Origin of the sequence: Comamonas testosteroni TK102 (genome assembly GCF_000739375.1) — a bacterium.
Lineage (GTDB): Bacteria > Pseudomonadota > Gammaproteobacteria > Burkholderiales > Burkholderiaceae_C > Comamonas > Comamonas brasiliensis.
Genome location: NZ_CP006704.1, coordinates 4,885,862 through 4,910,404, shown reverse-complemented (window position 1 = coordinate 4,910,404; position 24,543 = coordinate 4,885,862). Strand labels below are relative to the sequence as shown.

At 63.1% G+C, this 24,543-nt stretch carries 19 protein-coding genes and 4 tRNA genes; 11 read left to right on the top strand and 12 right to left on the bottom strand.

Going from position 1 to position 24,543, the window contains the following annotated elements; all coding sequences use genetic code 11:
- Window positions 1-169 precede the first annotated feature (169 nt).
- The 3 genes from serS (at window position 170) to O987_RS22160 (ending at window position 1,686) form a co-directional block, all read left to right on the top strand.
- Window positions 170-1,486, top strand: a complete 1,317-nt coding sequence (gene serS, locus O987_RS22170; protein ID WP_003052045.1) for a serine--tRNA ligase — start codon at window positions 170-172, stop codon at window positions 1,484-1,486.
- 31 nt (window positions 1,487-1,517) lie between these two features.
- Window positions 1,518-1,607 (top strand) — tRNA-Ser (locus tag O987_RS22165).
- Between the two features lie 2 nt (window positions 1,608-1,609).
- Window positions 1,610-1,686, top strand: a tRNA-Arg gene (locus O987_RS22160).
- Between the two features lie 124 nt (window positions 1,687-1,810).
- Here the strand turns inward: O987_RS22160 and O987_RS22155 are convergent.
- Window positions 1,811-2,776, bottom strand: a complete 966-nt coding sequence (locus tag O987_RS22155; protein WP_043374833.1) for a bifunctional enoyl-CoA hydratase/phosphate acetyltransferase — start codon at window positions 2,774-2,776, stop codon at window positions 1,811-1,813.
- A gap of 238 nt (window positions 2,777-3,014) precedes the next feature.
- Entirely contained in the window at window positions 3,015-4,826 is a 1,812-nt protein-coding gene (gene xsc, locus O987_RS22150) for a sulfoacetaldehyde acetyltransferase (RefSeq protein WP_003052049.1), read from the bottom strand.
- A gap of 134 nt (window positions 4,827-4,960) precedes the next feature.
- Here xsc and O987_RS22145 point away from each other — a divergent pair, with 134 nt between their 5' ends.
- Genes O987_RS22145 through O987_RS22135 form a run of 3 tightly spaced genes read left to right on the top strand, consistent with a single transcriptional unit; the run spans window position 4,961 to window position 8,458 of the window.
- Window positions 4,961-5,785, top strand: coding sequence for an IclR family transcriptional regulator (locus tag O987_RS22145; RefSeq protein WP_043374831.1), 825 nt, complete (start codon window positions 4,961-4,963; stop codon window positions 5,783-5,785).
- Complete coding sequence (locus O987_RS22140; RefSeq protein ID WP_003052053.1) at window positions 5,778-6,761, top strand: AAA family ATPase; 984 nt, start codon at window positions 5,778-5,780, stop codon at window positions 6,759-6,761. Before O987_RS22145 ends, O987_RS22140 begins: the two co-directional genes overlap by 8 nt.
- Window positions 6,758-8,458, top strand: a complete 1,701-nt coding sequence (locus O987_RS22135; protein ID WP_043374829.1) for a cobaltochelatase CobT-related protein — start codon at window positions 6,758-6,760, stop codon at window positions 8,456-8,458. Before O987_RS22140 ends, O987_RS22135 begins: the two co-directional genes overlap by 4 nt.
- Before the next feature lie 146 nt (window positions 8,459-8,604).
- Here the strand turns inward: O987_RS22135 and O987_RS22130 are convergent, their stop codons facing one another.
- From O987_RS22130 to O987_RS22115, 4 genes are all read right to left on the bottom strand, one after another.
- On the bottom strand, window positions 8,605-9,486 hold the full coding sequence (locus O987_RS22130; RefSeq protein WP_043374827.1) for an ABC transporter permease subunit: 882 nt from the start codon (window positions 9,484-9,486) through the stop codon (window positions 8,605-8,607).
- Window positions 9,479-10,267 (bottom strand): taurine ABC transporter ATP-binding protein, encoded by a 789-nt coding sequence (locus O987_RS22125; protein WP_003052057.1) that lies wholly within the window; start codon window positions 10,265-10,267, stop codon window positions 9,479-9,481. Before O987_RS22125 ends, O987_RS22130 begins: the two co-directional genes overlap by 8 nt.
- Window positions 10,268-10,333: 66 nt before the next feature.
- Window positions 10,334-11,341, bottom strand: coding sequence for a taurine ABC transporter substrate-binding protein (gene tauA, locus O987_RS22120; protein ID WP_043374823.1), 1,008 nt, complete (start codon window positions 11,339-11,341; stop codon window positions 10,334-10,336).
- Window positions 11,342-11,905: 564 nt separating this feature from the next.
- Window positions 11,906-13,327, bottom strand: a complete 1,422-nt coding sequence (locus tag O987_RS22115; protein ID WP_043374821.1) for an NAD(P)/FAD-dependent oxidoreductase — start codon at window positions 13,325-13,327, stop codon at window positions 11,906-11,908.
- A 609-nt stretch (window positions 13,328-13,936) separates the two neighbouring features.
- Here O987_RS22115 and O987_RS22110 point away from each other — a divergent pair.
- A complete protein-coding gene (locus tag O987_RS22110) occupies window positions 13,937-14,335 on the top strand; it encodes a nuclear transport factor 2 family protein (RefSeq protein WP_043374818.1) in 399 nt (132 codons plus the stop codon).
- A 189-nt stretch (window positions 14,336-14,524) separates the two neighbouring features.
- On the top strand, window positions 14,525-15,961 hold the full coding sequence (locus O987_RS22105) for an amino acid permease (protein WP_003052067.1): 1,437 nt from the start codon (window positions 14,525-14,527) through the stop codon (window positions 15,959-15,961).
- 51 nt (window positions 15,962-16,012) lie between these two features.
- On the opposite strand, the gene O987_RS22100 is transcribed toward O987_RS22105, so the two are convergent.
- Window positions 16,013-17,536, bottom strand: coding sequence for a PLP-dependent aminotransferase family protein (locus O987_RS22100; protein WP_043374816.1), 1,524 nt, complete (start codon window positions 17,534-17,536; stop codon window positions 16,013-16,015).
- A 265-nt stretch (window positions 17,537-17,801) separates the two neighbouring features.
- On the opposite strand from O987_RS22100, the gene O987_RS22095 reads away from it, so the two are divergent.
- From O987_RS22095 to greB, 3 genes are all read left to right on the top strand, one after another.
- Window positions 17,802-17,878 (top strand) — tRNA-Arg (locus O987_RS22095).
- Between the two features lie 147 nt (window positions 17,879-18,025).
- Window positions 18,026-18,102 (top strand) — tRNA-Arg (locus O987_RS22090).
- Window positions 18,103-18,203: 101 nt separating this feature from the next.
- A complete protein-coding gene (greB, locus tag O987_RS22085; RefSeq protein ID WP_043376832.1) occupies window positions 18,204-18,770 on the top strand; it encodes a transcription elongation factor GreB in 567 nt (188 codons plus the stop codon).
- Between the two features lie 132 nt (window positions 18,771-18,902).
- On the opposite strand, the gene O987_RS22080 is transcribed toward greB, so the two are convergent.
- The 5 genes from O987_RS22080 to O987_RS22060 form a co-directional block, all read right to left on the bottom strand.
- Window positions 18,903-20,240, bottom strand: coding sequence for a lytic murein transglycosylase (locus O987_RS22080; RefSeq protein ID WP_043374814.1), 1,338 nt, complete (start codon window positions 20,238-20,240; stop codon window positions 18,903-18,905).
- Between the two features lie 120 nt (window positions 20,241-20,360).
- The gene (locus O987_RS22075) at window positions 20,361-22,616 is read right to left on the bottom strand and encodes a RelA/SpoT family protein (protein ID WP_019043560.1); all 2,256 of its coding nucleotides are present in this window, start codon (window positions 22,614-22,616) and stop codon (window positions 20,361-20,363) included.
- A gap of 104 nt (window positions 22,617-22,720) precedes the next feature.
- Window positions 22,721-22,924, bottom strand: a complete 204-nt coding sequence (gene rpoZ / locus O987_RS22070; RefSeq protein WP_003052081.1) for a DNA-directed RNA polymerase subunit omega — start codon at window positions 22,922-22,924, stop codon at window positions 22,721-22,723.
- A gap of 18 nt (window positions 22,925-22,942) precedes the next feature.
- Window positions 22,943-23,572 (bottom strand): guanylate kinase, encoded by a 630-nt coding sequence (gmk, locus tag O987_RS22065; protein ID WP_029158642.1) that lies wholly within the window; start codon window positions 23,570-23,572, stop codon window positions 22,943-22,945.
- A 61-nt stretch (window positions 23,573-23,633) separates the two neighbouring features.
- Window positions 23,634-24,527, bottom strand: a complete 894-nt coding sequence (locus O987_RS22060) for a YicC/YloC family endoribonuclease (RefSeq protein WP_043374811.1) — start codon at window positions 24,525-24,527, stop codon at window positions 23,634-23,636.
- Between the last annotated feature and the right edge of the window lie 16 nt (window positions 24,528-24,543).

Genomic DNA, 24,543 nt, shown 5'->3' with positions numbered 1-24,543 from the left:
GACTGCTTGTAACTTCATAGCGCCTTGCGCATGGGATTCAAAGACTTCAGATGGTTTCTATCTGAAAATCTATGAATAGCCTGCGCAAGGCGCTTTGCTTTTGATAGCTGACTGCTGCCATCCCCCGTGTATCGGCCGGGTGCGGCCAGTCGCTCTAAAATCCCCCTCTATGCTCGACATTCAACTTCTCCGCAAAGACCTGGATTCAGTCGTCGCCCGACTGCAAACCCGCAAGAACCCCCAAGCCTTCCTGAACGTGGAAGCCTTCAAGGCGCTGGAATCCGAACGCAAGTCCATCCAGACGCGCACGGAGGAGCTGCAGTCCAAGCGCAACCAGCTGTCCAAGCAGATCGGCATGTTGATGGGCAAGGGCGAAAAGGACGCCGCCGAAGCCGCCAAGGCCGAAGTGGCCGCCATGAAGACCGAGCTGGAACAATCGGCCACGCGCCTGGACCAGATCCAGACCGAGCTGCAGGCCATGCTGGCGGCCGTGCCCAATCTGCCTCATGAGTCCGTGCCCGTGGGTGCCGACGAAGAAGGCAATGTGGAAGTGCGCCGCTTCGGCACGCCGAGGAATTTCGACTTCGAGATCAAGGATCACGTCGATCTGGGCGCGCCCATCGGCCTGGACTTCGAAGCCGGCGTCAAGCTCTCCGGTGCCCGCTTTACCGTGATGCAGGGCCAGATCGCGCGCCTGCACCGTGCGCTGGCCCAGTTCATGCTGGATCTGCAGACCGAGCAGCATGGCTACACCGAATGCTATGTGCCTTACATCGTCAACAGCGATTCGCTCAAGGGCACGGGCCAGCTGCCCAAGTTCGAAGGCGATCTGTTTGCGGCCCAGAAGGGTGGCCAGGATGCCGAGCCCCTGCCCGACACTGCGGCTCTGTACCTGATTCCCACGGCCGAAGTGCCGCTGACGAATCTGGTGCGCGACGAAGTGCTGGCCGAAGATCGTCTGCCCATCAAGCTGACCGCACACAGCCCCTGCTTCCGTTCCGAAGCCGGCTCCGGCGGTCGCGACACGCGCGGTCTGATCCGCCAGCACCAGTTCGACAAGGTCGAGATGGTGCAGATCGTGCATCCCGAAAAGAGCTATGAAGCGCTGGAAGAGATGACCGGTCACGCCGAAGCCGTGCTGCAGAAGCTGGGTCTGCCGTACCGCGTGATGAGCCTGTGCACGGGCGACATGGGCTTTGGCGCTGCCAAGACCTATGACCTGGAAGTCTGGGTGCCGGCACAGGGCACCTACCGTGAAATCAGCTCGGTCTCCAACTGCGAAGCCTTCCAGGCGCGCCGCATGCAGGCCCGCTTCAAGAATGCGCAGGGCAGGAACGAACTGGTACACACGCTCAACGGTTCCGGCCTGGCCGTGGGCCGTACGCTGGTCGCCGTGCTGGAGAACTATCAGAACGCCGACGGCTCGATCACCGTGCCCGAAGCACTGGTTTCGTACATGGGTGGCAAAACTTTGCTGAAGGCCTGAATTTTTAGGCTACAATAGATGCTTCGACACAGGAGAGGTGGCAGAGTGGTCGAATGTACCTGACTCGAAATCAGGCGTACGTGCAAACGTACCGTGGGTTCGAATCCCACCCTCTCCGCCAATGCGGCTGTAGCTCAGCTGGATAGAGTACTTGGCTACGAACCAAGGGGTCGTGGGTTCGATTCCTGCCAGCCGCACCAAACGTTAAGCCTCAGAGTAGAAATACTCTGAGGCTTTTTCGTTTTTGGCGTCGGCGGGAGATCGGCGTTTGACAGAAAGGCCCGGCCACCGCAGTGTCCGGCAGGGCCTTGGCCAAGTCTTGCTCTATGCCTGCATCCCTGCGCTGGCCAGCACGGCCAGGGCGCAGGAGGCGATGCGACTGGCTACCGAGTCGGAGCGGCTGGTCAGCACGATGGGCACGCGCATGCCCAGCACCAGGCCTGCGCATTCGGCGTTGGCCATGTAGACCAGTTGCTTGTAGATCATGTTTCCAGCTTCGAGGCTGGGCGCCAGCAGAACATCGGGACGGCCTGCGACATCGGAGACGATGCCCTTGTTGTGCGCCGAATGCAGGGAGATGGCGTTGTCGTAGGCCAGCGGGCCGTCAAAGATGCCGCCCGTGATCTGGCCGCGCTCGGCCATCTTGCACAGGGCTGCCGCATCGATGGTGCCGGGAATGGCAGGGTTGACGGTTTCCACCGCCGACAGCAGGGCCACGCGCGGCTGGACTATGCCGATGGCCTGCGCCAGATCGACCGCGTTCTGGGCGATGTCGCGCTTTTCCATCAGGCTGGGGAAGATGTTGACCACGCAGTCGGTCATCAGCAGGGGGCGGTCATAGCCGGGGATGTCCATGATGAATACATGGCTGGCCCGCCGACTGCCGCGCAGACCGGCTTCGCGCGCCACGGCCGCTCCCAGCAGATCGTCGCTGTGCAGGCTGCCCTTCATCAGGGCCCGGGCCTGGCCATCGCGGCACAGGACTGCGGCCTGGGCCGCAGCGATGCGGGCGTCGTCGGCCGTGGAGTGGATCTCGGCGGCCGACAGATCCAGACCGGCAGAGCGAGCCGCAGCCTCGATGCGCTGGCGCGGGCCTATCAGCAGAGGCTTGATCAGGCCGGCTTCCGCCGCTTGCATGGCCGCCTGCAAAGAGCTGGCATCGCAGGGGTAGGCCACGGCCACGGGAATCGGGCCGCGGGCCCGGGCCTGGTCGATCAATTGCTGGAGATGGGGACGAGGCGTGGCGGGCGCATCGTCGGCGGCCACGGCAAGGGAGAGTGGGGGAGTCATGAAAGCTCCTGCGGGGAAGTACAAGGCCCGGCGCGAGCAACGCAGGGGGTCTGGGAGTCGGCTTTCGAGGGCCTTGCGCTTTACCCAAGGCGCATGAAACCGGCGCGGCCCAACCCAGGGACACCGAGGAAGGGCCTGGGCTGGCCGCGCCGCCCCGCACCGAGGGTGTCGTCCCCCTCCTCCGCGCAGCGGGTAGAGAGGGGAAGGCGCGCAGCGCCTCAGGGGGTGTCAGACGGTGTCAGACAAAGTCTTTGTACTTGTCCAGCATGCGCACGGGCTTGGACAAGGCATCGCGGCGGAAGGGATCGCCGAGCTCGCGGGTGCACATGATCTCGATCACGCAGGTCTTGCCTTCCTTCATCTGCATGTCGATGGCTTTTTGCAGTGCCGGGCCCACGTCCTCGATATGGTCCACCACGATGCCTTCGGCACCCATGGCCTTGGCGATGTCGGAGAAGCTTTCGCTCTCCAGCTCGCCCGCCACGAAACGGCGGTTGTAGAAGTCCACCTGGTTCTTCTTTTCTGCGCCCCACTGGCGGTTGTGGAACACCACGGCGGTCACGGGGATGTCGTGGCGCACGGCGGTCATGATTTCCATCATGCTCATGCCCCAGGCGCCGTCACCTGCATAGGCGATGGCCGGGCGATCGGGTGCTGCGCACTTGGCGCCGATGATGGTGGGCAGGGCATAGCCGCAGTTGCCGAAGCTCATGGGAGCGAAGAAGCTGCGCGGCTCGTCGAAGCGCAGATAGCTGTTGGCCACCGAATTGATATTGCCGATGTCGGTGGATACCATGACGCGCGCCGGCATGGCTTTCTCGAGTTCTCGCAGCACCTGGCGGGGATGCAGATAGCTGCCGCCGGTCGGCGTGCGTTCGCCCTTGGCCTCTTCGATCATGTCCAGGCTGTAGGGGTCGCGCTCGTGGGTCCAGCCGTCGAGCTCCTTCTCCCAGGCGGCCTTTTCCGTGGCGATGGTGTCGGCGCGTGCTGCCTTGGTGGCATCGCAGCCCAGCGTCACATCGGCCAGGCGCCTGCTCAGCTCGGCCGCCACGGCCTTGGCATCGCCGTTGATGCCCACTGCGATCTTCTTGACCAGGCCCAGGTTGGTGTGATCGGCCTCGATCTGGATGATCTTGGCCGTCTTGGGCCAGTAGTCCATGCCATGCTGGGGCAGGGTGCCGAAGGGACCCATGCGCGAGCCCAGCGCAATCACGACGTCGGCCTGGGCGATCAGCTTCATGGCGGCCTTGGAGCCCTGGTAGCCCAGAGGGCCGGCCCACAGCGGGTGCTTGGCGGGGAAGGCGTCGTTGCGCAGATAGCCCGTGGCCACGGGAGCGCCCAGGCGCTCGGCCAGCTGCCTGGCTTCCTCCACGGCATCGCCCATGACCACGCCGCCGCCGGCCAGGATCACCGGGAACTTGGCAGTCTTGAGCAGCTCCACGGCGGCCTGCAGGCTGGCTTCGCCGCCATGGCCGCGGTCCACGCGCATGGGCTTGGGAATCTCGCACTCGATCTCGCCGTAGAAGTAGTCACGCGGAATATTGAGCTGGGTCGGACCCATCTCGGACATGGCGCGGTCGAAGACGCGGCCCGTGAACTCGGCCATGCGCTTGGGGTTGCAGACATGGCCCTGGTACTTGGTGAACTCCTGGAACATGGGCAGCTGATTGGCTTCCTGGAAGCCGCCCAGGCCCATGCCCATGGTGCCGGTCTCGGGGGTCACGATCACCACCGGGCTGTGCGCCCAGTAGGCTGCGGCAATCCCGGTCACGCAGTTGCTGATGCCGGGGCCGTTCTGGCCGATCACCACGCCGTGGCGACCCGAGACGCGGGCATAGCCGTCGGCCATATGGGCCGCACCTTGCTCATGCACCACCGGGATCAGGCGAATGCCTGCGGGGGCGAAGATGTCCATGGCATCCATGAAGGCGGAACCCATGATGCCGAACATCTCGCTGACGCCATTGGCGACGCAGGTTTCCACGAATGCTTCCGAAGGGGTCATCTTGTGAACGCCTTCAACCACTTTACGATTGTCCGTTGCAGCCATCTCTGTCTCCTTGAAAATTTGAAACCTATGGTTCCGAAAAAAGAAATAACGATGTCAGTCTATGGCATTTTTTTGTTTTCGTGCAAATAAATTTCTTTTTATGGAATAAATTGACTCGAAAAATGGAAATTAATATGATCGACAACGATATGAAGCACAGCGAAGACACCCCCTCGGCTCGCCTGGACGGAGATACGCCCAATCTGCGTTTGTTCGCGCTGCTGGAAGCCGTGGCGCAGAAGAGCCAGCCCTTCACCTTGCAAACCATGGTGGAAGAGACAGGGTTGCCCAAGCCGACCATGCACCGCATGCTTGCGCAGCTGGAAAGCGCGGGAATCCTGCAAAGGGATGGCAACGGTCGCCACTACGGCACGGGCCAGCGGCTGATGCGGCTGGCGGAGAACGTGTTGCTCAACAACACCACGCATGGTGCGCGCCATGCGGTGCTGACCCAGCTGGTGCGCGAGCTCGGCGAGAGCTGCAACATCACCGCTTTCTCGGGCAGCGAGGTCTTGTATCTGGACCGCGTGGAGACGCCGGCGCCGCTGCGCTTTTATCTGCATCCGGGCTCGCGCGTGCCCGCGCACTGTTCGGCCACGGGCAAGCTGTTCCTGAGCCAGATGTCGCCCGCCCAGCGCCGCCGGCTGCTGGCCAATGTGCCGCTGGAAACGTTCACCGGCAATACGTTGACGACCTTCGAGGCGCTGGACCAGGAGCTCGATCAGGTGCGGGCGCAGGGCTACGCCTTCGACAACGAGGAGTTCCTGCCCGGGCTGCTGTGCCTTGGCGTGCTGGTGCCAGCGCCCCAGGGCAACTCCAATATGGGGCTTGCCGTGCAGGCACCCATCATGCGTTTTTCCAAGGAGAAGGCCTTGTCCTTTCTTCCCAAGCTGCAGGCGGCCGTCGCGGCGATCGCCCGCATTAACGATGACGTTCCACCGGAAGCCGATGATGACTGACCTGAGCCTGCTGCAGCCCACCCGCACCGTCAGCGTGCGCGATGTATTTGGCATCGACACGGACATGAGCGTGCCGGCTTTTGCCGAGCCGGGCGAGCATGTTCCCGCCATTGACAAGGCCTACCGCCTGAATCCGCAGGTGACGCAAGCCATCCTGGCGGGCTTCTCGCACAACCGGCGCGTCGTCATTCAGGGACTGCACGGCACGGGCAAATCCACACATATAGAGCAGGTGGCGGCGAGGCTGAACTGGCCCTGCGTGCGCGTGAATCTGGACGGTCATATCAGCCGCCTGGATCTGGTGGGCAAGGACAGCATCGTGCTGCAGGATGGCAAGCAGGTGACCCAGTTCCAGGAAGGCATCCTGCCCTGGGCGCTGCAGCGGCCCGTGGCCATGGTGTTTGACGAGTACGATGCCGGCCGCCCCGACGTGATGTTCGTCATCCAGCGGGTTCTGGAGCGTGAGGGCAGCTTTACCTTGCTCGATCAGAAGCGGGTGATTGAGCCGCATCCCTGCTTTCGGCTGTTTGCCACCATGAACACCCTGGGCCAGGGCAATCTCAACGGGCTCTATCACGGCACCCAGCAGCTCAACCATGCCCAGCTCGATCGCTGGAATCTGGTCACCAGCCTGAACTATCTGCCCCCGGCCGAGGAAGCGGCCATCGTGCTGGCGCGCGTGCCGGAACTGGCCACGGCCGACGGGCGCCGCAAGGTGGACGCCATGGTGGCGCTGGCCGGGCTGACGCGCAAGGGCTTTGCGGTGGGCGATCTGTCCTTGCTGATGTCTCCGCGTACGGTGATTAGCTGGGCCGAGAACATCACCATCTTCCACGACCTGAAGCTGGCCTTCGAGCTGTCTTTTCTCAACAAATGCGAGCCTGCCGAGCGTGCCGTCGTGCGCGAGTATTTCCAGCGCTGCTTCGCCCAGGAGCTGGCGCAGCCCGAAGAACCTGCACTGGCGTTGCTGGCATGAGCGCCGAGACCTCCGGCCCTGCCTCGCTGTCTCGCATGGAGGCCTGGGGCGGCGCCATGCTGCGCGCGATCACCGGCGACGCCAGCCTGCAGTGGAGTGGCCAGACGCTGTACCGCGGCACCACGCCCATACCCCAGGCGGCGGCCCACCATAGCCAGGTGCCGCTGCTGCAGACGGATCAGCGAGGCCTGCTCGACAGCATGGGGCTGCGTCTGCAGTGGAGCGACCAGGTCCTGTTTCAGGCGCATCTGCCTCAGGATCCGGTGGAGTGCATGGTGTTCGAGCTGCTCGAGCAGTTGCGCGTGGAGAGTCTGGTGCCCGAGGCCTGGCCCGGAGCGCGCGAGAACATGCGCCAGCGCTTTGTGAACTGGTGCCAGGCATTCGTGGATTCCGGCCTCACGGAAAGCAGTCTGGGCATCTTGCTGTTTGCGGTGGCCATCACGGCCTGGAGCCGGTTGACCGGACACGAGATACCTGAGCGCATGGCCGATCTGGTGGAGTCCACGCGGATGTCCATGGCTTGCCCGCTGGGCCGCCACTGGGATCGGCTGCGCCGCTTCAGAGACCGGCAGCAGCAGTTTGTCCAGCCTGCCCTGGCTGTCAGCCGCTGGGTCGGCATGGCGGTGCGTGCGGCGCAGGAGGATGCGCCGCGCGGTGCCGGCGGCCCCAGGCGGCGCAGCAGTTTTGCCCTGCCTCTGCACTTTGAATCCCAGAGTCAGGATGGCATGCCCGTGGCGCAAAGCGGCGACAGCCGGGCCTGGGCCGGAACCGCGCAAAGCTACCGGGTTTTCACGCGCGAGTTCGATAGGGAGGTGCAGGCCGGTGAGCTGATCCGTGCGCTGCAGCTGGCCCAGTTCCGGGAGCAGATGGACGAGGAGCTGGCGCGTTCGGGATGGCAGCAGGCCGGGCGGCTGGCGCGCTATCTGCAGCAGCGCCTGGCCAGCACGCAGCGCAACGGCTGGAACTTCGGGCTGGAGGAAGGCCATCTGGACGGCAGCCGTCTGTCCCTGCTGGTGACGGACCCGCAGCAGCGCGCGATTTTCAAGGACGAAATGCAGCGCCCCGTCAACGAGACCGCTGTCACTATTCTCATGGACTGCTCGGGTTCCATGAAAACCTTTGCCAGGCCCCTGTCGCTATTGCTCGATGTGCTGGGGCGGTCGCTGGAGATGGCTGGAGCGAGCGTGGAGATACTGGGTTTTTCCACCCAGGCCTGGAATGGCGGCAGAACGCGCCGCCGCTGGCAGCGCGCGGGCCAGCCCCAGTTTCCGGGGCGTCTCAACGAGCGCCTGCACATTGTCTTCAAGGACGGGGCCAAGCCCTGGCGTCATGCCCGGCACGGCATTGCGGCGCTGCGCAAGCCCGACATCTTTCGTGAAGGCATCGACGGCGAGGCTGTGGAATGGGCCTGCCAGAGGCTGCGTGCAAAGACCGCGCAGCGTCGCATCCTGCTTGTCGTCTCCGATGGCTGTCCCATGGACACTGCGACCCATCAGGCCAATGACGAGCATTATCTGGATCAGCATCTGCGGCAGGTTCTTGCCGCCCAGGAGCGCATGGGCGGCGTGAAGGTCTGCGCCCTGGGCGTCGGGCTGGATCTGGGGATCTTCTATCGTCAAAGACTTGCCGTCGATCTGCAGCACGATATCGACGAGGCCTTGCTGTTTTCGGTGGCCGAGATGCTGTGCCGGCGATGAGCGGTGTGGCGCTTGCGACAGATTCGCGCAAGGCCGGGCAAGCTCAGGCGACCAGCCGAAACAACGGAAAGCAGAAAAGCGGGAAGGCGCAATGCCTGCCCGCTGTCTGCTTGCCGCAGTCATCCCCGCCGGGGAGGCAGCCGGACTTACATGCGTCCCTTCCATGGAACCAGGCGCTTTTCGACCCAGCGCATGAACAGGTCGAACACATAGGCGATCATGCCGATGACGATGATGCCCATGATCACGATGTCGGTGCGCAGGAAGTTCGAGGCGTTGAGCACCATCTGACCCAGACCCACGTTCGCCGCCACCATTTCGGCGGCAACCAGAGTCGTCCAGCCGAAGCCGATGGCAATGCGCATGCCCACCAGAATGTCGGGCAGGGCCGCCGGCAAGATCACATGGCGGATCACCTGGAAATAGCTTGCTCCCATCGAATAGGCGGCATTGATCTGCTCCTGTGCTGCGCTGCGCATGCCCGAGCGGGCCGCCAGGGCCAAGGGGGCAAAGCAGCTCAGGAAGATCAGCAGAATCTTCGGCGTTTCATCGATGCCGAACCAGATGATGATCAGCGGCAGATAGGCCAGTGGCGGCAGGGGGCGGTAGAACTCGATGGGGGGGTCGAAGACGCCACGTGCGATGCGTGACATTCCCATCGCAATGCCCAGCGGAACGGCAATAATGAAGGCCAGCCAGAACGCGACGGTCACGCGCAGCAGACTTGCCGAGAAATGCTGCCACAGCGGTTTGTCGTTGGCCTGCCCGGTCAGGTATTCATAGAACTGCTGGAACACAGCCTGCGGGCTGGGCAGGAACAAGGGCTTGATCCAGCCGAGATTGGTGGCGGCGAACCACAGTGCCAGCAGCAAGGCCACGGTGACGATGCTGATGCCGAGGCTGGAGCCTTCTCCGGGGGTCTTGAAGCGACTGGTCTTCACCGGTCCCGACGCCTGTGGCGCAGGGGGCTTGGGCTGCACGCGCGCGGTGGTGGCGGGCAGATGGTTGATTTGGACTGCTTCAGACATTGGCAGGCTCCCGGTGGTGAATCAGACTCAGAACTTCTTCGCGCATCCTGATGAAGTCGGGGCGCGACTTGACGGCACGCGCATCGCCGGTGCGCAGGAACTCATGGCAGAACGGCATGTCGTCGTAGACATGGGAGATACGGCCCGGGCTGGGGCTCATGACGATCAGCCGGCTGGCGAGAAACAGTGCCTCTTCCACCGAATGGGTGATGAAGAACACCATCTTGTGGGTGGCATGCCAGACACGCAGCAGGATTTCCTGAACCTGCTCGCGCGTGAAGGCGTCCAGGGCACCCATGGGCTCGTCCATCAGCAGCAGTGCAGGATCGTTGGCCAGCGCACGGGCAATGCCGACACGTTGCTGCATGCCTCCAGACAGTTCATAGACGGCACGCCTGGCGTAGTCCTGCAAGCCCACGAGGCCCAGTTTCTCTTCGGCGATTTGCGTGCGCGTCTTCAGATCCATGCCGCGCATGCGCAGTCCCAGTGCGACGTTGTCGATCACATTGAGCCATGGCATCAGCGCATGCTTCTGAAACACCACACCCTGATTGGCTCCGGGGCCCTGAATGGGTTTCCCGTCCAGCAGGATCTGGCCGCTGGAAGGCGCCAGAAAACCTGCCATGCAGTTGAGCAGCGTGGTCTTGCCGCAGCCGGATGCCCCCAGCGCGACCACGAAGTCGCCTTCATGCATGGTCAGGTTGACGGGCGCCAGGGCCTGCAAGTGTCCGCCCTTGACCTCGTAATTGACGGTCAGGTCGCGTATATCCAGAGTCGGCATGACATTGCCCTCCTATGTGAAACAAAGCTGGGAGCCACGACGGGGCTGGCCGTCGTGGGCGGGCAGTCAGCGGCCGAGCGCCTGCTTGACATAGCTGCTGGTCACGTACGCGGCGTAGTCGGGCTTGACCTCCTGGATTCGTCCCTGCGACTTCAGAAACGTTGCGGTATTGGTCATTGCCTTGGCCGCACCGCCTTCGAGCCATTGCGCGCCAAGCTGCTCCTCGGCGCTGGGAAAGCGGTAAAGCGCCATGGCTGCGGGCACGTCCTTGGGGTCGGCCTTGCTCCATTTGGCAATCGCCTTGATCTCGGGCGAGTCTGCAGTCCACTTGGCCAGGTTGTCCCGCACCTGGGTACTTGCCCGATTCAGGGCCTTGATGAAAGCCACCATGAACTGGGGATTTTCCTGGGCGAACTTGCTGCTCACGGCAATGCCCTCGAAGGTGGGATAGCCCATCTGCGCAATGGAGCCGGAGGTCGCAATCACCTTGCCCTTTTGCTTGACCTTGGCCAGCACCGGATCCCAGACAAAGGTGGCATCGATATCGCCACGTTCCCAGGCCGCGGCAATTTCTGGCGGGCGCATGTTCATGATGTTGACCTTGCGCGCGTCAACGCCTTCCTTGCCCAGGGCCGCGACCAGCTGGTAGTGCGCGGTGGAGACGAACGGCACGCCTATGCGCTTGCCCTCCATGCTCTTGAAATTGCTGATGCCGCCGCCGTCGCGTGCCACCAGGGCTTCGGCACCGGCGATGTCCGCAGAGATCCAGAGCAGCTTGATGTCCTGCCCCTGGCTGGCGGCAGCGGTCAGAGGGCTGGAGCCCACCTCTCCCATCTGCACGTCGCCCGAGGCCATTGCCCGTATCACGTCGCCGCCGCCCGAGAACATGCGCCAGTTGATCTTGTAGCCCGTCTCCTTTTCCAACTCGCCCGATTCCATCACCAGGCGCAGAGGCACCAGCATGTCCTGGTTGGCGAAGGTCACGGTTTTCTGCTGCGCCAGCGCGAAGCCGGTCATCGCCAGTGCGGCTGTTGCGACACCCGCTTTCAGCACCCATCGTTTTTGCATTTTCATTGCCAATTTCTCCATGGTTAGAGCGATATCGGTGGAAGTCTTCGACCAGAGAACCCTTGCTGTGCTCACTCTTGCTGGCTTGCTTTCCCATTCCCGCTTCTGGCTGAACCGGTTGAAAGCCGCATCGCGAGGCTCAAAGAGCTTTCTCAGCGGATCGTAGTGAGCAACCTTGCGCAGCCTGTAGGGCCAGTTGATGTGAATCGTTAGGTCCAGTCGCGCACGGTCCTGGATGGTGCGCGCAGCATGGGTTGGCGTGCACCGCGACCGTGCATGGCAAAGCCTTGCAGGGCGCGGCTTGCGCGGGATATCTCAACCCTGGTGGAAGGCGCTTTTTCGGTGTCTGCATGGGCTTAGGTGTATTCACTGATCGCAGACAGAGGCGGAAGGATTGGGCTGTCCAGGAGGCATGAATGCTTGCGCAATATGTGTGCCAGAGGGGCGGATTTTTCCTGTGGCCGGGGCGCCCGGGGGGCGCTGCACCGCATCCGTGGATAGCATGAAAAAAAGCACCTTCCTGGTGGAAGGTGCTCTTCGTTGCGTGCGGCCGCACGGCGCCTGGAAGGGTCAGTTCTTCTCGTCGTTCATGTGATACCAGTGGTAGAGAAAGCGCTGGCCCATGCGGCGAAATGGTGCAAATGCCTCCGAGCGCACCATATTGAACACATTCGGATATTCGAGCGATGAGTTGTAGATTGGCAACTCGAAAGCCTTGTTCTTCTGGCCTGCGATGCGCTGCGCCATGCGCCGGCCTGCATGCGCAGAAAACGACACGCCATTGCCGCCATAGCCGACCGCATAGAAGACGTTCTCTGCGGGATCGGGCTGGGTGATGCGCGGCATCATGTCGTGGCTCACGTCGACCCAGCCCCACCAGGAGTAGTCGACCTGGATTCCCCTGAGGGCCGGGAACTTGTGGTGCAGGCCCTCGACCAGCTTGGCCATATGGACCGGATTGGGCGCATCGGCGCCGGTGATAGCGCTGCGGCTGCCGATCTGCACGCGGTTGTCGGGCAGCTTGCGGTAATAAAAGCGCAGGGTACGGGTGTCGGTGATGACCTGCGTGGTCTTGAAGTTGGTGGCTGCCAGCTCTTCTTCAGTCAGGGGCCGGGTGACCAGGGAGTTCGAGAGAATCGGCATGATCTTCGAGCGCAGGCTGGGGTGCAGGCCGTTGCTGGTATAGCCGCCGGTGGCAAAGCCGACGGCGCGTGCCTTGACCGTGCCGCCCGGTGTCCGGAGGTAGTGGACGCCGTTGCGTGTCTCCATGCCCAGCACCGGGCTGGCGGGGTGCACCTTCACTCCCAGCTCGCGGGCCTTGCGCAGATAGCCGAACGCCAGCTTGAGCGGATGCACGCCAATGCCGTCGGGCTCGTGCATCGCGCCACGGCAGTCGGCGTCGTCGACATAGTCGCGGCGCACGGCATCGACGCTGAGTATGCGGGCGTCATAGCCGAAGACTTCGCGCATGACGCGGGTCTCGTTGCGCAGAAAATCCATCTTTCTGTCTCGGTGGGCAATATACAGATGCCCTCCTGGCTGCGGCTCGCATTCGGGAAACTCGGCCACCAGGTTCTTGAAGGTGTCGAAGCCTTCACGGATTTCCGCGTCCAGCTTCAGGGCCACGTCCTTACCCCAGCGCTCTATCCATTGGGAGCGATAGAGGCGGCCGCTGGCATTCTGGCCCTGGCCGCCGTTGCGGCTGGTGCAGCCCCATGCGCTCTGGTTGGCTTCGAGAACCACCGCGCGGATGCCATGCTCGCGGGCGAGAAACAGGGCGGTGGACAGGCCCGTGAAGCCCGAGCCGACGATGACTACATCGGCTTCCATGTCGCCGCAGACCGGGCCATCGTCGTCGGGCGGCCGGCCTGCCGTCCCAACCCAGTAGGTCGGAGCGTAGCCAGCGCCATGTCCGGGATTTCGCGCAACCAGAGGGTCGTATTGCGGGTCGTACGGGTTCAGGTGGCTGGGGCGGATGTCCTCGGCTTTCATGGCGATCGTCTCCTGGTGTGGCTGCGTTTGACGCGGCGTTCTATGGCGATGGAATGGATGGACGCAAAGTCAATGCAGATGCCGTTGCAGGCCACTGCTTGCGGTGTCCAGAGCAGCATAGCCAGCCCCTTGCGCGGCTGGTTAGGGCCACGGCGCAGGTTTTGATGGAGCCAGCGCACCCACGGCTCATGCGATCCGAGCCCCGGGCACGGGAAGCGGATCTTCGGGCAGTCCGCTTTCGCGCCGCCGACTGCGATACCCCTGCAGCGACTGCCGGTGTTCTCCTATCGTTTTCACCTAACTGAAGCGGGATCAGAAGCGCTTGCCCATGGCTTGGGCCTGCATCCGCAAGCGCAGCGGCAGAGTGCTGCTTCCAGAGGAGAAACGGGTTCGTTCAGGGCAGCTGCCGCGCGCGCTGCCGTCGTTTCTCGAGGACCCAGCGCCGTGAAGCACCAAGGCCTTGGACTTAACGATTGCCGGTAACTGGTTCTACGAACCGGAGCCGGTGCTACCTACGATGAGCCATCGGAATTTCAGGCATTTTTCGATCCCGGGCGGCCGCTTCTGCAAGGGCCGGAACCCAAGAAATGACAGCAATCTGGAGAACCTATGAGCAAACAAGAATCCCAACCCGATGTCCAGTTCCTGGCGCGTTTTTCCGAGGCGTGGAATCGCCATGACATCGATGCACTGATGGACTTCATGGCCGATGAATGCGAGTTCCATGCCGTAGCCGGCCCCGATCTGATGGGCCGCAGTTTTGTGGGCCGTGAAGCCGTGCGCGAGGGCTTTCAGCTGGCCTGGCAGGCATTTCCCGATGCTGCCTGGGTGGATGGAGAGCATTTTGTCCAGGGAGCGCGCGGCGTTTCTGAAAGCACCTTCAAAGGCACCAAGGCCGACGGCCTGCGTGTGGAAGCTCGCATGGTCGATGTGTTCACGTTCCGCAACGGCAAGATCGCCGTCAAGAACGCCTACCGCAAGGATCGTCCTCCAGTGGCGCTTTCCTGACACACGGCGGGCCTGCGTGCGCACCTTCTTGCCTTACGGTGGGAGGCGTTGCACGCAGGGCTTCTCACGACAATTTTCAAGCAGATAACTGAACGACCACGGCAGCGGCCTGCACGAGCGGCAAGGCACGACCCGATACATAAAGCCGTGGCGACCGGTATTCCCATGCCGGCAAGACAGGAGACAAAAATGATTGGAAATCCGCATTCGTCGCCGGACGGGCTGTCGCACAGCCTCAAACAGCGGCACATGACCATGATTGCTCTGGGCGGCGTCATCGGAGCCGGGCTGTTCGTCGGCAGCGGCGTGGTCATCAAGTCGGCCGGGCCGGCAGCCGTCATCTCTTTTCTGATCACCGGCCTGCTGGTGGTGCTGGTGATGCGCATGCTGGGCGAGATGGCCTGCTCCATGACAGGCGGCTCGTTTTACGAGTACGCCCGTGAAGCCTGGCGCGACCGGCCTGCCGTGGGGCAGCTGGCGGGGTTTCTGACGGGCTGGATGTACTGGTATTTCTGGGTCATCGTCGTGGCCATCGAAGCGGTGGCGGGGGCCGAGCTGGTGCGCTACTGGCTGCCCGACGTGCCGGCCTGGAGCATCAGTCTTGTCCTGCTGGTCATGATGACGCTGACCAATCTGGTTTCGGTCAAATCCTTTGGCGAGTGCGAGTTCTGGCTGGCATCCGTGAAGGTGGCCGCCATCGTGGTGTTTCTGTTCATCGCCGGCGTCTATGTGCTGGGCCTGACACCGGGCGGCGGCGGAATGCATGTCGCCAATCTGAGCCAGAACGGCGGCTTCATGCCCAACGGCATTGTTCCGGTGCTCACGGGGGCCGTGGCCGCGACCGGCTTCTATTTCGGAGCGGAGATCGTGACGATTGCTGCGGCCGAGACTGCTGAGCCACAGAAGGCCGTGGCCAAGGCCACGAATTCGGTCATCCTGCGCGTGCTGGTGTTCTATGTGGGATCGGTGCTGCTGGTGGCCTGCCTGGTGCCGTGGAACTCCAACGGCATGTCCACGCCCTATGTCAGCGCTCTCGATGCCATGGGCGTGCCGGCGGCCGCCCAGATCATGAATGCCGTGGTGCTGACGGCCGTGCTGTCGGCGCTCAACTCCGGGCTTTATGCCTCTTCGCGCATGCTGTTTGCGCTGACGCGACGCGGCGATGCGCCCAAGGTGCTGGCCCAGGTCAGCCGCAACGGCGTGCCCGTGTACGCCATCCTGGTGGCCACCTTGTTCGGCTACGGCGCCATCGTCATGTCCTATCTGTCTCCCGACAAGGTATTCGCCTTTCTCGTGAACTCCTACGGCACGGTGGCCATCTTTGTCTACATCCTGATCGCGATCTCCCAGCTGCGCCTGCGCTCGCGTCTGGAGCGCGAAGCGCCGCATCTGCTCAAGGTGCGCATGTGGTGCTTTCCTTACCTGACCTGGCTGGCGATTGTGGGCATGCTGTCCATCGTGGTGGCCATGGGCTTTATCCCCGAGCAGCGCACGCCGCTGGCACTGGGAGTGGCCAGCCTGTGCATCCTGCTGATTGCCTATGGCGTGCGCCAGACGCTGCGGCGCGGGGTGAATCCCGAGAACCTGCTCGACGAGCTGGCACCGCCCAAGCTGCGCAAGAACTGAGGCTTCCGTCAAGCACAGCCCCGGACCGCAAGGCCGGGGCTTTTTGCATTCCTACATGCGCTGCATGGCCTGCGCCAGGGCCTTGATGCCCTGGGCGATCTGTGCCGCAGGAATGGACTGGTAGCCCAGGCGGATGAAGTTGCCCGTGTTGCGGGGAGAAGTGAAGAACACATCGCCGGGCTCGATCAGCACCCCATGCTCGGCGGCCTCGCGCGCCAGTGCCTGGGCGGGTATGTGGTCCGGCAGTTGCACCCAGCACGAGCCACCGCCACGCACGGGGGTGATGCGGCATTGGGGCAAGTGGCGGGCCATGGCCGTCGTCAGCTCGGCATGACGCTCCTTCTGGGCCTGGCCGAGGCGGCGCAGCTGGGCCTCGTAATGACCCAGCGAGATGAACATGGCCAATGTGCGCTGAATGAAGGTGGAAGGGTGGCGGATCATGAGGCGGCGCAGCGCGCGCAGTTCCTTGATCAGTTCGGGCGGAGCCACGATATAGCCCACGCGCAGGCCCGGTGCCAGGCATTTGGAGAGGCTGCCGATATAGATCACGCGGTTGTTGCGGTCCAGGCTTTTGAGCGCCGGGATGGGCTGTTCATCGAAGCTGCTTTCGCTTTCGTAGTCGTCCTCGATGATGATGAGATCGTGCTTTTGTGCGGCCTCCAGCAAGGCTTCGCGCCGCTCCAGCGGCATGGTGACGCCGGTGGGGCACTGGTGGCTGGGCGTGACGTAGAGGTACTCGAGCTTGCGCATGGCCGGGACGATGGGCAGTCCATCGCCATCCACGCCGATAGCAATGACCTGCGAGGTGCGGCTGCTGAAGATATTGCGCGCATCGGGGTAGCAGGGGTCCTCGATGCCGACGCAGGTGCCTTCGCGCATCAGCAGATCGGCCACCATGTACAGCGCATGCTGGGCGCCGACGGTGATGATGATCTCGTCGGGCGAGGCCCAGACGCCGCGGCGCGGCAGGATCTTGGTCTGCACCTGCTGGATGAGGCTGTCGTCGTCGCGCGTGATGTGATCGGGTGCCCACATGCGGATGTCCAGCACGCCCAGGGACTTGAGGCAGCACTCGCGCCAGGCGGCCGTGGGAAACAAGTCCTTGTCGAACTGGCCGTAGAGAAATGGATAGGGAAACCGCTGCCAGTCGTCTTCCTTGACGATGCTGCGCTGCTGGCTGGGACGCAGCCACAGGCGGCGCGACCAGTCGGTATGCGCCTCGGCGTCCGAGCTCCTGCCGCCTCCCGGCATGCGTTCGGCCGTGCGGCCCTGCAGCACGTCGGGATGGATGAAATGGCCTTTTCTCTCGCGGCTCAGCAAGAAGGCCTCCTCGGTCAGCTGCTGGTAGGCCATGACCACGGTGATGCGGCCCACGCCCAGCAGCTTGGCCAGCTCGCGACTCGATGGAACGGCGTCGCCAGGCGCGAGAATGCCGGTCAGGATGGCATCGACCAGCATCTCGCGAATCTGACCCTGAAGGCTCAGGGAGGGCCTGGCACTGCGGCGAAACAGCTGCTCCCACATGGCCACGGATGGAGGAATGGAAGGCGATGCCGGTTGTCTGTCTGTCGTCATTGATGGTTCTGAATGCACTGCCGCAGCGCGCGGCGACCGGCTGCCCCGATGCGCGGGGTCTGGTTCTTCGGGGCCCATGAACGCGGCATCGCAGGGGCCGCCAGCAGCTTGCTGGCACCCGGCTTCAACGCCCAAGATTAGCGCATATGCATTTGCTTGGAATCAGGCTTTTCATGTGGTTGCAGTCCCGAAGCAGCGCGCGGGATCTGAAATTTCTGGAAGACTTTTCCACAGGCCTGAAAATAAGTATATAATTCGAGGCTTAGCGGCTGTAGCTCAGCTGGATAGAGTACTTGGCTACGAACCAAGGGGTCGTGGGTTCGATTCCTGCCAGCCGCACCAAACGACAAGCCTCAGAACTGAAAGGTTCTGAGGCTTTTTCGTTTCTGCCTTGCCTGTGGCGGCAGGATTGCCGGTGCTGGATGTCTTTGAAGAAAAATCCGGGTTTCCACCGAGCGGCTCCTAAATCTGTATATAATTCGAGGCTTAGCGGCTGTAGCTCAGCTGGATAGAGTACTTGGCTACGAACCAAGGGGTCGTGGGTTCGATTCCTGCCAGCCGCACCAAACGACAAGCCTCAGAACTGCAAAGTTCTGAGGCTTTTTCGTTTTCGGACTTTGACAGGGGCTGGCCAAGGCAGGCGCGGATCTGTGTGAAGATCGGCCTCATGAGCAAGGCTTTCACCAAAGAATCGGACGGCGACGACGATGACGACGTCGGCGCTCTGCCGCCATTGCCCACCGGCGGCAAGAACTACATCACGCCTCAGGGCTACCAGCGCATCAAGGACGAGCTGCTGGATCTGATCGACAACGAGCGCCCCAAGATCGTGGAGATCGTGCACTGGGCAGCCAGCAACGGCGACCGCTCAGAGAACGGCGACTATCTCTACGGTAAAAAGCGTCTGCGCGAGATCGACCGCCGCATCCGCTTTCTCACCAAGAGACTGGAAATCGCCGAGGTGGTCGATCCTGCCGTGCATGCGGGCAGCGACCAGGTCTTTTTCGGCGCCACGGTCAGCTATGTCGATGATGAGGGCGTGGAGCGCACCATCACCATCATGGGCATTGACGAGGCGGACAGCGCGCAGAACCAGGTCAGCTGGATTGCACCGGTTTCGCGCGCGCTGCTCAAGGCGCGCGTGGGCGACGAGGTGGCCTTGCCCACGCCGGCCGGTGTGCGCATGCTGGAGATTCTGGACGTCAGCTATCCGCAGCCTGCAGCACGTTCCTGAGTGCACGAGCTGCAAAAAAGCGCGGCTTCCGATGTGGATGCCGCGCTTTTGTTTTGTGAGCTGCACTCACTTGAGGTTCAATGATTTCAGATGGTTTTGGTATTGAATTCGTTGATCATCAAGCGCTAAACGCTATTGTTTTTGAGATAGGTTGCCAGCCTGCAGGCGTTGCAGCAGCTCCAGCGTGGGGTAGCCGTCTGCCACCAGGCCCTCGCTTTGCTGGTATTGGCGCAGCCCGGCCCGGGTGGCTGGACCCATCACGCCGTCGGCGGTGCCGGTGGCAAAGCCGCGCTGGGTGAGTGCGGTCTGCAGCGCCTTGGTCTGCTCCCGCGTCAGGGCGCCGAGCTCGCGCGGCCACTCGGCGTTGACGCCGCCATTGCCTGCCAGCTGCGAGGCGAGCAGGCTCACGGCCAGCGCATAGTTGGTGGAGTTGTTGTAGCGCAGGATGGCGCGGAAGTTGCTGCCCACCATGAAGGCCGGGCCGCGAGCGCCGGCCGGCGCGATGATGCTGGCGCCGGCCATGGCGGGCAAGGCCTGGCCGTTCACGGCCTGCACGCCTTCTGCGGCCCAGGCCGGGCTGTTCTGGCGCGTGGCGAGTTCGGCGCGCGCGTAGTCGAAATTGGCCGGCAGGCGCACTTCGATCCCCCAGGGCTCGCTGGCGTTCCAGCCCGCGCTGGCCAGATAGTTGGCCGTGGATGCGGCCACGTCGGCCATGGAGCCCCAGATGTCGCGGCGGCCGTCTCCGTCGGCATCCACGGCATATTGCAGGAATACCGAGGGCAGGAACTGGGTGTTGCCCATGGCGCCCGCCCAGGAGCTGATCATGTGAGCGGCGTCGATATCGCCGTTGTCGATGATGCGCAGCGCGGCAATCAGCTCTTTTTGTGCCCACTCGGCACGGCGGCCGTCGAAGGCCAGAGTGGCCAGCGCATCCACGGCCGAGAAGCTGCCGAAGTTGCTGCCGTAATTGCTTTCCATGCCCCAGATGGCGGCAATCACCGGTGCTGGCACGCCATAGCGCTGGCTGGCCGCCTGCAGGCTGGCGCCGTGTTCCTGCATCTTGAGCTTGCCGGTCTTGATGCGCTGTGCGGAGACGGCGCTATCCAGGTATTGCCAGGGCGTGCGTGTGAACTCGGGCTGGGAGCGGTCGAGCTTGACGATGCTGGGCTGCAGCTTGGCGCCGGCCAGGGCACTGCCAAGCGTGCGTTCCGAAATGCCCGCGGCGCGTGCTCGCGGGGCGAATTCCTGCTTCCAGTGCGCGAAGTTGCGGGCCTGTATGGGGTTTTCCGCTGCTGCCGGCTCGCCCGAGGCTTGCTCTGCCTTGGCGGCGATCACCGGCTCGGGCGCGGCCGCAGCAGGAGGTTCGGGCCGGGTGGCGCAGCCTGCGAGCAGGGCTGCCGCAATGGCGGCGATCAGCAGCTGCTGGCGGGCATTCAGGAGCGAAGGTGCGGTTTGGAGCATGAATGCCATTGTCGCCTGCTGTCGTGGCCGGCAGGCCCTTGCAGGGCGCGATGGCGCGCGCAGAATGCAACAAAATCTTTCACCCATGAAAAAGGCCGCCCGAGGCGGCCTTGTGGAGCATGTAAGAGATCAGGCCATGACGCGGCTGGCGCGGATCACCGAATGCAGGCGGCGCAGATTGCGCAGCGCATTCTCCAGCTGCACGCTGTTCTGCACGGAGATGACAAAGCGCAGATCGGTGGTGCCGATCGCTGCTTCGTCGGTCATCTCGACGCGCACGATATCGGCTTCGGCATTCGAGAGCTCGGCCGCCACGCGGGCCAGCACGCCCTTGTTGTTCTGCACCGTGACCACGATGCCGGCCTCGAACAGGCGCGTGATGTCGTCGGACCAGTCCACGGTGATGAAGCGGTCGGCATCCTTTTCGCGCAGCTTGATGGCATTGTTGCAATGGGCGTGGTGCACGACCAGGCCCTGGCCGCCGAGGTAGCCCAGAATCGGATCGCCCGGCACGGGGCGGCAGCAGTGCGAGTAGTAGACCGAGCTGCTCTCGTCGCCGTTGAGCGTGACCGCGCCCTGGAAGGGGCGGTTGTGCGTGTTGAAGCGCTCCTGTGTGATGAGCAGCGCATCGGGGCGCACGCCTTGCTTGGTCATGAAGCTGGTCATGCGCGCGGCCACCAGGGAGGCGATGCGGCGGCCCATGCCGATATCGACCATGAGGTCTGCCGGCGTGCGGTTGCCCGTGATGCGCAGGATTTCGTCCCAGACGCCCCTGTTGGCATCGTCCTGCGACGGCACGCTGTCAATGCCTTCGGCGCGCAGGGCCTGGGCCAGCAGCGACTCTCCGAGCTGGCCGGCTTCGGTCTGGGCCGCATTCTTGAGGTAGGAGCGAATCTTGGAGCGCGCGCGCCCGGTTTTCACAAAGCTCAGCCAGGCCGGGTTGGGCGTGGAGGTTTCGGAGGTGATGATCTGCACCACATCGCCGCTCTTGAGCTCGGTGCGCAGCGGCACTTCCTCGTCATTGATCTTGGCCGCCGTGGTGCGATGCCCGATCTTGCTGTGGATGGCGTAGGCAAAGTCCACCACCGTGGCGCCGCGCGGCATGGCCATGATCTCGCTTTTGGGCGTGAACACGTACACGGCATCGGGAAAGAGATCCACCTTGACGTGATCCCAGAACTCCGCCGCGTCGCGGGTCTCGTTCTGGATATCGAGCAGGGACTGCAGCCACTGGGTGGACAGATGCTCGGAGTCATGGCCCTGCTGGGCCTTGTACAGCCAGTGGGCCGCGACGCCGGCCTCGGCCACGATGTTCATCTCTTCCGTGCGAATCTGGAATTCGATGCTGACGCTGGAGGGGCCGACCAGCGTGGTGTGCAGCGACTGGTAGCCATTGCTCTTGGCAATGGCGATGTAGTCCTTGAAGCGCCCCGGCATGGGCTTGTACTTCTGGTGCAGCACACCGAGGGCGGTGTAGCAGTCCAGCGTCTTGGGGACGATGATGCGAAAGCCGTAGATGTCGGTGACCTTGGCAAAGCTCAGCTGGTTCTTCTGCATGCGCTGGTACAGCGAATACAGCGTGCTCTCGCGGCCCAGCAGCCGCACCGCCAGGCTGTGCGTGGCAAAGGCGGTGCTGACTTCGTCCTGCACGCGCTGCACCAGATCGCGGCGGCGCGTGCGCGAGCGGCCTATGGCTTTTTCCAGCGTGGCATAGCGCCAGGGATGCAGATGCTTGAACGACAGGTCCTGCAGCTCGCGATAGGTCTGGTTCAGACCCAGGCGGTGCGCGATGGGCGCATAGATCTCCAGCGTTTCGGACGAGATGCGGCCCCACTTGCTGCGCGGCATGTCGCTCATGGTGCGCATGTTGTGGGTGCGGTCGGCCAGCTTGATCAGGATGACGCGCACATCGCGCGCCATGGCCAGCAGCATCTTGCGAAAGGATTCGGCCTGGTTTTCCTCGCGGGTATTGAACTGCAGCTTGTCCAGCTTGGTCAGCCCGTCCACCAGCTCGGCCACATCCTCGCCGAAGCGCTCCTTCAGATCCAGCTTGGTGATGCCGCAATCCTCCATGGAGTCATGCAGCAGGGCCGCCATCAGGGCAGGGGCGTCGAGCTTCCAGTTGGCGCAGATTCCCGTGACCGCGATGGGGTGGGTGATATAGGGGTCTCCACTGCTGCGCCACTGATCGGTATGTGCTTGGTCTGCGTAGACATAGGCCTGGCGCACGCGCTCGGCGCTGTCGGCATCCAGATAGCCCAGATGCTCCATCAACCCGTCAAAAGCAGCAGCCGACACCCGTGCAGCCTGTTCAGCGGGCATGCGCTGAGGCTTGGCCGGTGCCGTAGAAGAAGGTGCAATCGTCGAGTTCTGGGCCGCTGTCATATTCCTTAAATGTAGCCTGCAAGTACCGAGTGCAAGGTGATAGGTACAAAAAAGCACCGACGAGCGGTGCTTAATTGTCTGTTTTGGTGCTGCGATGCAACAGCTTAACCCGGCACCTTCTTCAGCATTTCCAGGCCTACCTTGCCGTCTGCGATTTCACGCAGGGCGGTAACGCTGGCCTTGTTCTTGGTTTCAATCTTGGGGGTGTGGCCTTGATTGAGCATGCGGGCGCGGTAAGTCGCGGCCAAAACGAGCTGGAAGCGGTTGGGGATCTGCTCCAGGCTATCTTCAACAGTAATGCGTGCCATCAGGAACTCCGGGAACGGTCAGTTGGATTCAGGGATATTGAGCGACTCGAAGGTGTCGGCGCGAAGGCGCCGCTGGGCCGCATATTTGAGGCGTTGCGCGTGAATGATCGCCTTGAGATCAAAGAGCGCACTCTCAAACAGTTCGTTGATTATAACGAAGTCGAATTTTGCGACCTGCGCCATTTCCTCTTCGGCGTTCTTCAGGCGCATCTCAATGACTTCGGGTGCATCCTCGCCGCGATTTTCCAGGCGCGCGCGCAGCTCGTCCCAGCTGGGCGGCAGGATGAAGATCAGCACGGCATTGGGAAAGGCCTGCTTGACCTGCAGGGCACCCTGGTAGTCGATCTCGAGCAGCACATCGGTGCCGCTCTGGATGCGCTCTTCCAGAGACCTCTTGGCCGTGCCGTAGCGGCGGCTGTGCACATTGGCCCATTCGACAAAGCCGTTGTTGGCGACCATGGCGTCGAACTCGGCGTCCGAGATGAAGTAGTACTCACGGCCATGCTTTTCCTGGCCGCGCGGCGCGCGCGTGGTGTGAGAGACGGAGGGGTAGACGCGTGCGTCGAATTCACGCAGGGCGCGTACCAGGGAGGATTTGCCGGCACCGCTGGGTGCCGACACGACAAATAGATTTCCGGGATGGTCCATGACTTTGGGCATGACTTTGGGCACGAATCGAGCGTACGGTGTGGGTACGCCCAGGGCTTGCTTACTCGATGTTCTGCACTTGTTCGCGCATTTGCTCGATCAGCACCTTCATGTCGACGCTGATGCGGGTCAGCTCCAGCGTGGCTGATTTGGAGCCAAGCGTGTTGGCTTCGCGGTGCAGTTCCTGGATCAGGAAGTCCAGACGCTTGCCGATGTCGCCGCCCTTTTTGAGCAGACGCTCGATTTCGTCGAGGTGAGAGCCCAGACGCGTGACTTCTTCGGCCACATCGATGCGGATGGCAAAGGCCGTGGCTTCGGCTAGGGCGCGATCCCGGGCGGCCTCGGGGGCCACCGAGCCTTCGCCCAGGGCCATGGCTTCCTTCCAGCGCTCCAGAAACTTCTGGCGCTGCTGCTCCACCAGCTGCGGCACCAGAGGCACGGCGGTCTTGGCCAGCGCGCGCAGCTGCTTGATGCGGTCGAGCAGCATGTCGGCCAGGCGTTCGCCCTCGCGGGCACGAGCTGCGAGCAGGTCGGTGATGGCCTGTTCGGCCAGGGCCGGAGCGATTTCGCTCCAGTCCGTGGTGGCTGCACCGGTGCCGCTGCACAGACGCAGCGCGTCGGCCACGGACAGGTCACGTGCCTTGGGCAGCCAGGCCTGGACGGCGTCCTGCAGGCTCAGCAGGCGTTGCAGCTGAGAGGCAGCAGGAAGGGGGAGGGATTGGTTGCTGGAGACGTCGATGGCGGCACGCACTTCGACCTTGCCGCGCTTGAGGCGCGCAGTGAGCAAGGAGCGCAGGGCCGGCTCAAGGGCGCGCAGTTCGTCGGGAAGGCGGAAGGACAAATCCAGAAAGCGGCTATTGACCGCGCGGATCTCAAGGCCCAGACGGCTGTTGGACTGGGACTCTTGACCACCCTCAGCGGATGCGCTGTGCTGGGCACTGGCGTATCCGGTCATGCTGTAAACTGGCATT

Excerpts from the sequence above, each read along its gene's own strand:
- serS (WP_003052045.1), top strand. The coding sequence starts at position 170 with ATGCTCGACATTCAACTTCTCCGCAAAGACCTGGATTCAGTCGTCGCC.
- O987_RS22155 (WP_043374833.1), bottom strand. The coding sequence starts at position 2,776 with ATGACTCCCCCACTCTCCCTTGCCGTGGCCGCCGACGATGCGCCCGCC.
- xsc (WP_003052049.1), bottom strand. The coding sequence starts at position 4,826 with ATGGCTGCAACGGACAATCGTAAAGTGGTTGAAGGCGTTCACAAGATG.
- O987_RS22145 (WP_043374831.1), top strand. The coding sequence starts at position 4,961 with ATGATCGACAACGATATGAAGCACAGCGAAGACACCCCCTCGGCTCGC.
- O987_RS22140 (WP_003052053.1), top strand. The coding sequence starts at position 5,778 with ATGACTGACCTGAGCCTGCTGCAGCCCACCCGCACCGTCAGCGTGCGC.
- O987_RS22135 (WP_043374829.1), top strand. The coding sequence starts at position 6,758 with ATGAGCGCCGAGACCTCCGGCCCTGCCTCGCTGTCTCGCATGGAGGCC.
- O987_RS22130 (WP_043374827.1), bottom strand. The coding sequence starts at position 9,486 with ATGTCTGAAGCAGTCCAAATCAACCATCTGCCCGCCACCACCGCGCGC.
- O987_RS22125 (WP_003052057.1), bottom strand. The coding sequence starts at position 10,267 with ATGCCGACTCTGGATATACGCGACCTGACCGTCAATTACGAGGTCAAG.
- tauA (WP_043374823.1), bottom strand. The coding sequence starts at position 11,341 with ATGAAAATGCAAAAACGATGGGTGCTGAAAGCGGGTGTCGCAACAGCC.
- O987_RS22115 (WP_043374821.1), bottom strand. The coding sequence starts at position 13,327 with ATGAAAGCCGAGGACATCCGCCCCAGCCACCTGAACCCGTACGACCCG.
- O987_RS22110 (WP_043374818.1), top strand. The coding sequence starts at position 13,937 with ATGAGCAAACAAGAATCCCAACCCGATGTCCAGTTCCTGGCGCGTTTT.
- O987_RS22105 (WP_003052067.1), top strand. The coding sequence starts at position 14,525 with ATGATTGGAAATCCGCATTCGTCGCCGGACGGGCTGTCGCACAGCCTC.
- O987_RS22100 (WP_043374816.1), bottom strand. The coding sequence starts at position 17,536 with ATGACGACAGACAGACAACCGGCATCGCCTTCCATTCCTCCATCCGTG.
- greB (WP_043376832.1), top strand. The coding sequence starts at position 18,204 with ATGAGCAAGGCTTTCACCAAAGAATCGGACGGCGACGACGATGACGAC.
- O987_RS22080 (WP_043374814.1), bottom strand. The coding sequence starts at position 20,240 with ATGGCATTCATGCTCCAAACCGCACCTTCGCTCCTGAATGCCCGCCAG.
- O987_RS22075 (WP_019043560.1), bottom strand. The coding sequence starts at position 22,616 with ATGACAGCGGCCCAGAACTCGACGATTGCACCTTCTTCTACGGCACCG.
- rpoZ (WP_003052081.1), bottom strand. The coding sequence starts at position 22,924 with ATGGCACGCATTACTGTTGAAGATAGCCTGGAGCAGATCCCCAACCGC.
- gmk (WP_029158642.1), bottom strand. The coding sequence starts at position 23,572 with ATGGACCATCCCGGAAATCTATTTGTCGTGTCGGCACCCAGCGGTGCC.
- O987_RS22060 (WP_043374811.1), bottom strand. The coding sequence starts at position 24,527 with ATGACCGGATACGCCAGTGCCCAGCACAGCGCATCCGCTGAGGGTGGT.